Origin of the sequence: Streptomyces sp. NPDC046759 (genome assembly GCF_040645475.1) — a bacterium.
Lineage (GTDB): Bacteria > Actinomycetota > Actinomycetes > Streptomycetales > Streptomycetaceae > Streptomyces.
On the sequence record NZ_JBEYYJ010000010.1, the window covers coordinates 240,080 to 246,140 of the forward strand.

General features: G+C 69.9%; 7 protein-coding genes. 3 read left to right on the forward strand and 4 right to left on the reverse strand.

The annotated features are described in order from the left end of the window. Window positions 1-5: 5 nt before the first annotated feature. Complete coding sequence (locus tag ABZ919_RS16700) at window positions 6-761, forward strand: DUF1707 domain-containing protein (protein ID WP_361248004.1); 756 nt, start codon at window positions 6-8, stop codon at window positions 759-761. A gap of 26 nt (window positions 762-787) precedes the next feature. Here ABZ919_RS16700 and ABZ919_RS16705 read toward each other — a convergent pair whose 3' ends face one another. From ABZ919_RS16705 to ABZ919_RS16720, 4 genes are all read right to left on the reverse strand, one after another. Next, the gene (locus ABZ919_RS16705) at window positions 788-1,192 is read right to left on the reverse strand and encodes a hypothetical protein (protein WP_361248006.1); all 405 of its coding nucleotides are present in this window, start codon (window positions 1,190-1,192) and stop codon (window positions 788-790) included. A gap of 271 nt (window positions 1,193-1,463) precedes the next feature. Further along, complete coding sequence (locus ABZ919_RS16710) at window positions 1,464-1,856, reverse strand: hypothetical protein (protein ID WP_361248008.1); 393 nt, start codon at window positions 1,854-1,856, stop codon at window positions 1,464-1,466. A gap of 123 nt (window positions 1,857-1,979) precedes the next feature. Continuing rightward, window positions 1,980-2,717, reverse strand: coding sequence for a ribonuclease PH (gene rph / locus ABZ919_RS16715; RefSeq protein ID WP_361248009.1), 738 nt, complete (start codon window positions 2,715-2,717; stop codon window positions 1,980-1,982). Window positions 2,718-2,792: 75 nt separating this feature from the next. Beyond that, a complete protein-coding gene (locus ABZ919_RS16720) occupies window positions 2,793-3,026 on the reverse strand; it encodes a PTS glucose/sucrose transporter subunit IIB (RefSeq protein ID WP_361248011.1) in 234 nt (77 codons plus the stop codon). A 187-nt stretch (window positions 3,027-3,213) separates the two neighbouring features. Between ABZ919_RS16720 and ABZ919_RS16725 the strand changes: the two genes are divergently transcribed. Next, window positions 3,214-4,503, forward strand: coding sequence for a PTS transporter subunit EIIC (locus tag ABZ919_RS16725; protein ID WP_361248013.1), 1,290 nt, complete (start codon window positions 3,214-3,216; stop codon window positions 4,501-4,503). A 119-nt stretch (window positions 4,504-4,622) separates the two neighbouring features. Next, window positions 4,623-5,927: a PTS transporter subunit EIIC gene (locus tag ABZ919_RS16730; protein WP_361248015.1), complete on the forward strand. Its 1,305-nt coding sequence runs from the start codon at window positions 4,623-4,625 to the stop codon at window positions 5,925-5,927. Window positions 5,928-6,061: the final 134 nt, after the last annotated feature.

Consider the following 6,061-nt stretch of genomic DNA (forward strand, 5'->3'; position numbering starts at 1 on the left):
CTGCCATGACCGACGACGCAAGTCCGGAGCTCCGGGCGTCCGACGCCGACCGTGAACGGGTCGCCGAGGTCCTGCGGGACGCTCTGGCCGAGGGCCGGCTCGACATGGAGGAGTTCGAGGAGCGGCTGGAGGCGCTGTACAAGGCGCGCACGTACGGCGAGCTGGCACCGCTGACCCGCGACCTGCCGACGGCCGGTACCGCGGCGTCGCCCGCTGCCGTGTCCTTCACCAAGGAGCCCGCACCGGGCGGGAGTTGGGCCGGCCGGATCGTCGGCGGCCAGGGGTCCTCGACGGGCGCGGTCGCCATCATGTCGGGGTTCCAGCGCAAGGGGCACTGGACCGTGCCGAAGCAGTTCAACTGCTTCGCCTTCTGGGGCGGCGGCGAGATCGACCTGCGGGAGGCCGACTTCGCGGATCGCGAGGTCGAGATCAACTGCGTGGCGATCATGGGCGGTGTGCAGGTCATCGTGCCGCCCGGCGTCGAGGTCGTCGTCCGTGGCATCGGCATCATGGGCGGCTTCGACCATCCCAGGGACGACGGGTCGCCCGAGCCGGGTGCTCCGCGCGTGATCATCGGCGGGGTCGCCTTCTGGGGCGGGGTCGACGTGACGCGCAAGGTCACCCGCGCCGAGCAGCAGCGGCTGACGGAGCGGCGCCGCCAGGAGAAGCTCGAGCGCAGGGAGCAGCGGCACGAGCTGCTGCGCGAGCGGCGCGAGGAACGGCGCGACGAGCGGGAGCGGCGGCGGTACGACGGGTCCTGAGCGCCGGGTGCTCCGCGGCGCGGCGGTCAGCGGGTGCAGGCCTTGGTCAGCTCGCCCGCCGCGTTCCCGACCGGTGTGAGGTCCGGGTCCCTGTCGCCGTTCTGCACGGACGTACGGACGTTCCCCACGGCCTTGGCGAGGTCGTCGACCGCCTTGCCGACGTCGACGTTGTGGCGCTGGTCGCCGATCTTCTCGAGGTCCTTCTCGATGGGGTCGAAGTAGGTGCCGGCCTTGGACGGGTCGAGCGCGGCGTCCCGTGCGGCGCTCTGGAGGTTGCCGACGTCGTCGGCGACGGCGTTGGCGGTCCGCGCGCAGTCCAGCGCCCTGTGCGCGGCGTCGCAGCCGGTGGTGAGGGCGACGGTGAGCGCGACGGCCGCCGCGGCGGTGACAGCGGTGACGAAACCTCGGCGTAAGTGTCGGCTGGGTGTCATGGCGATGTCCGCTCCTTGGGTGGGGCCGGTGGGTGCTGCCTGTCGGTGCGGCGTGCTGATGCTGCCTGCGGGTACGGCCTGGCGGTGCGGCGTGCTGATGCTGCCTGCGGGTACGGCCTGTCAGTGCGGCGTGCGGATGCTGCCTGGGCGGTGCCGGTGGGTCGGGCGTGCGGTGGTGATCGTGGCGCCGGAGCCATGATGGTGCCCGGCCCTCCCGGGCGCCATCCCCCCTCGACGCCTGCCCGGCCGGGCCCCGTCGGAGGTGGTGGGCCTACTTCGTACACACCTTGGTCAGTTCGCCGGCCGCGTCGGTGACGGGGCTGACGTCCGGGGTGCGGTCGCCGTTCCTGATCGCCGTGCGGACGTGGTCCACGGCCCTGCCGAGGTGGTCGACGGCCTTGTTGACGTCGGTGTTGTCGGTCTTGTCGCCGATCTTCCGCAGGTTCTTCCGGATGCTGTCGAGGGCGGAGTCGGCCCGGGCCGGGTCGTCCGCGGCGTTCTCCACGGCCTGCTGCAGGTCGGTGACGCTGTCGGCGATGGAGTCGGCGGTCTGTACGCAGTCCAGGGCCTTGCCGACGGTGCCGCAGCCGCTGACGAGTCCGGCGGCGAGCGCCGCGGTCGCTACGACCACGGTGAGACGGCCTCGGCGTCGGCTGGCGGCCATGGTGGTCTTCCTCCCCTGGTACGACTGGCCGAGCGCACGGCGGTGGCCGTGCGCCCGTACCGGTAGGACGCCGGGAGGGGGGCGGGGGTTGCGTCGGTGCACCCACCGCCCTTGAGGCTGCCTTTACTCGGCGGGGGTCGCCTCGAGGGCGGCGCGCTGGAGGGCGGTCAGGTCGGCGCAGCCGGTGACGGCGAGGTCGAGCAGCGCGTTCAGCTCCTCGCGGGCGAAGGGTTCGGCCTCGGCGGTGCCCTGGACCTCGACGAAGCGGCCGTCGCCGGTGCAGACGACGTTCATGTCGGTCTCGGCGCGCACGTCCTCCTCGTAGCAGAGGTCGAGCAGCGGCACGCCGCCGACGATGCCGACCGAGACGGCGCTCACGGTTCCCGTCAGCGGCTGCCGGCCGGCCTTGATCAGCTTCTTGCCCTGGGCCCAGGCGACGGCGTCGGCGAGGGCGACGTACGCGCCGGTGATCGCCGCGGTGCGGGTGCCGCCGTCGGCCTGGAGGACGTCGCAGTCGAGGACGATGGTGTTCTCGCCGAGTGCCTTGTAGTCGATGACGGCACGCAGGGAGCGGCCGATGAGCCGGGAGATCTCGTGCGTACGGCCGCCGATCTTGCCCTTGACGGACTCCCGGTCGCCGCGGGTGTTGGTGGCGCGGGGCAGCATGGCGTACTCGGCGGTGACCCACCCCTCGCCGCTGCCCTTGCGCCAGCGCGGGACGCCCTCGGTCACGGAGGCGGTGCAGAACACCTTGGTGTCGCCGAAGGAGACGAGGACGGAGCCTTCGGCGTGCTTGCTCCAGCCGCGTTCGATGGTGACCGGGCGGAGCTGTTGGGGAGTACGGCCGTCGATGCGAGACATGCCGATGAGCCTAGCCGTACATACGGAAGGGGCTCGTCCCGAGTCGGGGAGCCCCTTGCCGGTGAGCCCGTCGGCTCACATCATGTCTTCGATCTCCGCGGCGATCGGGTCGGCGTCGGTGCCGATGACGACCTGGACGGCGGTGCCCATCTTCACGACGCCGTGGGCGCCGGCGGCCTTCAGGGCGGCGTCGTCGACCAGCGAGGGGTCGGACACCTCGGTGCGCAGCCGGGTGATGCAGCCCTCGATCTCCTCGATGTTGTCGATGCCGCCGAGGCCGGCGACGATCTTCTCAGCCTTGCTGGCCATGTTCCTTCTCCCTGATCCGAACCGCTTTGTCGCAGTAACCCACAGTTGGCCCATCTTCGCGAGCGGTCGTGCCGTGGGTGCCCAATGATGGCGATCACGACAGCGGAACCGTCCGTCGACTGGTCTACACCACCCGCAGGACGGTCGCCAAACCGCCCCCGGGTCGCGCGGTTCAGGGAGGACGCCGATGAGCGCCGAGAGCACGGTCGACCCCGCGCGGGCCCGCCGGCACCGGCTGTTCCAGGGCATGCAGAAGATGGGCCGCAGCCTGCAGCTGCCGATCGCGGTACTGCCCGCCGCGGGCCTGCTGATCGGGCTGTCCCAGCCGGACGTGATCGGGGCGGGCGGCCTGGGCTGGACCACCGTGGCCGAGGTGATGAAAGGGGCGGGCAGCGCCCTGCTGGACGGCTCTCTCGGGCTCCCGCTGCTGTTCTGCGTGGGCGTCGCGATCGGCATGGCGAAGAAGTCCGACGGCTCGACGGCGCTCGCGGCGGTGGCGGGCTTCCTCGTCTACTACGGCGTACTGCACCAGTTCCCCGCGGACTGCCCCGTCGGCTCGAAGACGATTCCGCAGATCGGCTGCCAGGTCGCGGACGGATCGGTGACGGCCTTCACCTTCCAGAACCCCGGCGTCTTCGGCGGCATCGTGATGGGGCTTCTGACGGCCTTCTTCTGGGTCCGCTTCCACCGCACCAGACTGGTGGACTGGCTCGGCTTCTTCAACGGCCGCCGCCTGGTGCCGATCATCATGTCGTTCGTCGCCATCGTCTTCGCGGTCCTGTGCCTGTGGGTCTGGCCGCCCGTCGGCGACGGCCTGGAGAGCTTCAGCCGCTGGCTGCGGGACACCGGCTCCTGGGGCGCGGGACTGTTCGGCGTGACCAACCGCGCGCTGCTCGTCATCGGTCTGCACCAGTTCCTGAACGTGCCCATCTGGTACCAGTTCGGCAGCTACACCACGCCCGACGGCCGTGTGGTGCACGGCGACATCACCATGTTCCTGGAGGGCGACCCGCACGCGGGCCAGTTCACCTCGGGCTTCTTCCCGATCATGATGTTCGCGCTGCCGGCCGCGGCGCTGGCGATCACGCACTGCGCCAAACCGCACCGCCGCAAGGAGGTCGGCGGCCTGATGCTGTCGGTGGCGCTGACGTCGTTCGTCACCGGCATCACCGAGCCGCTCGAGTACTCCTTCCTGTTCATCGCCCCCTTCCTCTACGCGATCCACGCGGTGCTCACCGGTGTGTCGATGGCGGTGACCTGGGGGCTCGGGGTGCACGACGGCTTCGGTTTCTCCGCCGGGCTCATCGACTACCTCATCAACTGGCACCTGGCGAGGAAACCCTGGCTGATCATCCCGATCGGCCTGTGCTTCGCGGCGGTCTACTACACCGTCTTCCGGTTCGCCATCACCAGGTTCGACCTGAGGACTCCCGGCCGTGAGGCGGAGGACGAGGTCGAGGACGTGACCAAGGTCTGAGGGCACACAGGGCGTAGCCCTTTCGTAGCGGATTTCGTGGTTCCTTTATCCCGCCTTCATCGTGTACAACAGGTCTACACCAGTAGTGGTGTAGACCACCACCGATGGAGGAACCCACCATGAGCACCGCCACAGCCACGGCGGCTCCCGCGAAGAAGCGGGGATCCGGCCTGTTCCAGGGTCTGCAGAAGGTCGGCCGCAGCCTGCAGCTCCCGATCGCCGTGCTGCCGGCGGCGGGCATCCTGATGCGTCTCGGCCAGCCGGACGTCCAGGACAAACTCCACCTTCCCACGAACGTCGCGAAGGTGTTCGCGGGTGCCGGCGGCGTCCTGTTCGACAGCTCGTTCGGTCTGCCGCTGCTGTTCTGCATAGGCGTGGCGATCGGCTTCGCCAAGAAGGCGGACGGCTCGACGGCGCTGGCCGCCGTGGTGTCCTTCCTCACCTACTACGCGGTGATCCACCAGTTCCCCATCAAGGACGGGCACGAGGGCGCCACCTACACCCCGGTCGCCCCCTTCGGCGGCTTCTGGCAGAAGGGGCACGAGGCCGCGCAGACCGCCACCTTCCAGAACCCGGGTGTGCTCGGCGGCATCATCATCGGTCTGCTGACCGCCGTGCTGTGGCAGCGCTACCACCGCAAGAAGCTCGTCGACTGGCTCGGCTTCTTCAACGGCCGCCGGCTGGTGCCGATCATCACCGCCGTCGTCGGCGCCGCGCTCGGTGTTCTGGTGGTCGTCGGCTGGCAGCCCATCGGTGACCAGATCACCAACTTCGGCGAGTGGATGACCGGCCTCGGTTCCTTCGGTGCCGCCCTCTTCGGCCTCATCAACCGTGCGCTGATCCCGATCGGCATGCACCAGTTCGTCAACTCCGTGGCCTGGTTCCAGATCGGCGACTACACCAACCACGCCGGCACGGTCTTCCACGGCGACCTGCCCCGCTTCTTCGCCGGTGACCCGCACGCCGGTATGTTCATGACCGGCTTCTTCCCGATCATGATGTTCGGCCTGCCGGCCGCCGCCCTGGCCATGGCGCACTCCGCCCGTCCCGAGCGCCGCAAGGCGGTCCTGGGCATGATGATCTCGCTGGCCCTGACCTCGTTCGTCACCGGTGTGACCGAGCCGATCGAGTTCTCCTTCATGTTCATCGCCCCGCTGCTCTACGCCATCCACGCGGTGCTCACCGCTGTGTCGATGGCGGTCACCTGGGCGCTGGGCATGCACATGGGCTTCAGCTTCTCGGCCGGTCTGACCGACGTCCTCATCAACTGGGGCATCTCCTCCAAGCCCTGGCTGCTGATCCCCGTCGGCCTCGCCTTCGCGGTGGTCTACTACGTGGTCTTCCGCTTCGCGATCACGAAGTTCAACCTTCCCACCCCGGGCCGCGAACCCGAGGAGGAGCTCGAGGACCTCACCAAGGCGTAGCGCTGCGCGGGGATCGCCGCGACCTGCCGCCGTGAGTCCGCGGCGCCGCCGTGGCCGGTCGTGCGGCCCCCGCTCCCCTTCCGCGCATGACGAGGGCCCCGGAACCCAGCCGGTTCCGGGGCCCTCGTCATGCG

Coding starts and splice junctions, on each gene's coding strand:
- ABZ919_RS16710 (WP_361248008.1), bottom strand. CDS start 1,856: ATGGCCGCCAGCCGACGCCGAGGCCGTCTCACCGTGGTCGTAGCGACC.
- ABZ919_RS16705 (WP_361248006.1), bottom strand. CDS start 1,192: ATGACACCCAGCCGACACTTACGCCGAGGTTTCGTCACCGCTGTCACC.
- rph (WP_361248009.1), bottom strand. CDS start 2,717: ATGTCTCGCATCGACGGCCGTACTCCCCAACAGCTCCGCCCGGTCACC.
- ABZ919_RS16720 (WP_361248011.1), bottom strand. CDS start 3,026: ATGGCCAGCAAGGCTGAGAAGATCGTCGCCGGCCTCGGCGGCATCGAC.
- ABZ919_RS16700 (WP_361248004.1), top strand. CDS start 6: ATGACCGACGACGCAAGTCCGGAGCTCCGGGCGTCCGACGCCGACCGT.
- ABZ919_RS16725 (WP_361248013.1), top strand. CDS start 3,214: ATGAGCGCCGAGAGCACGGTCGACCCCGCGCGGGCCCGCCGGCACCGG.
- ABZ919_RS16730 (WP_361248015.1), top strand. CDS start 4,623: ATGAGCACCGCCACAGCCACGGCGGCTCCCGCGAAGAAGCGGGGATCC.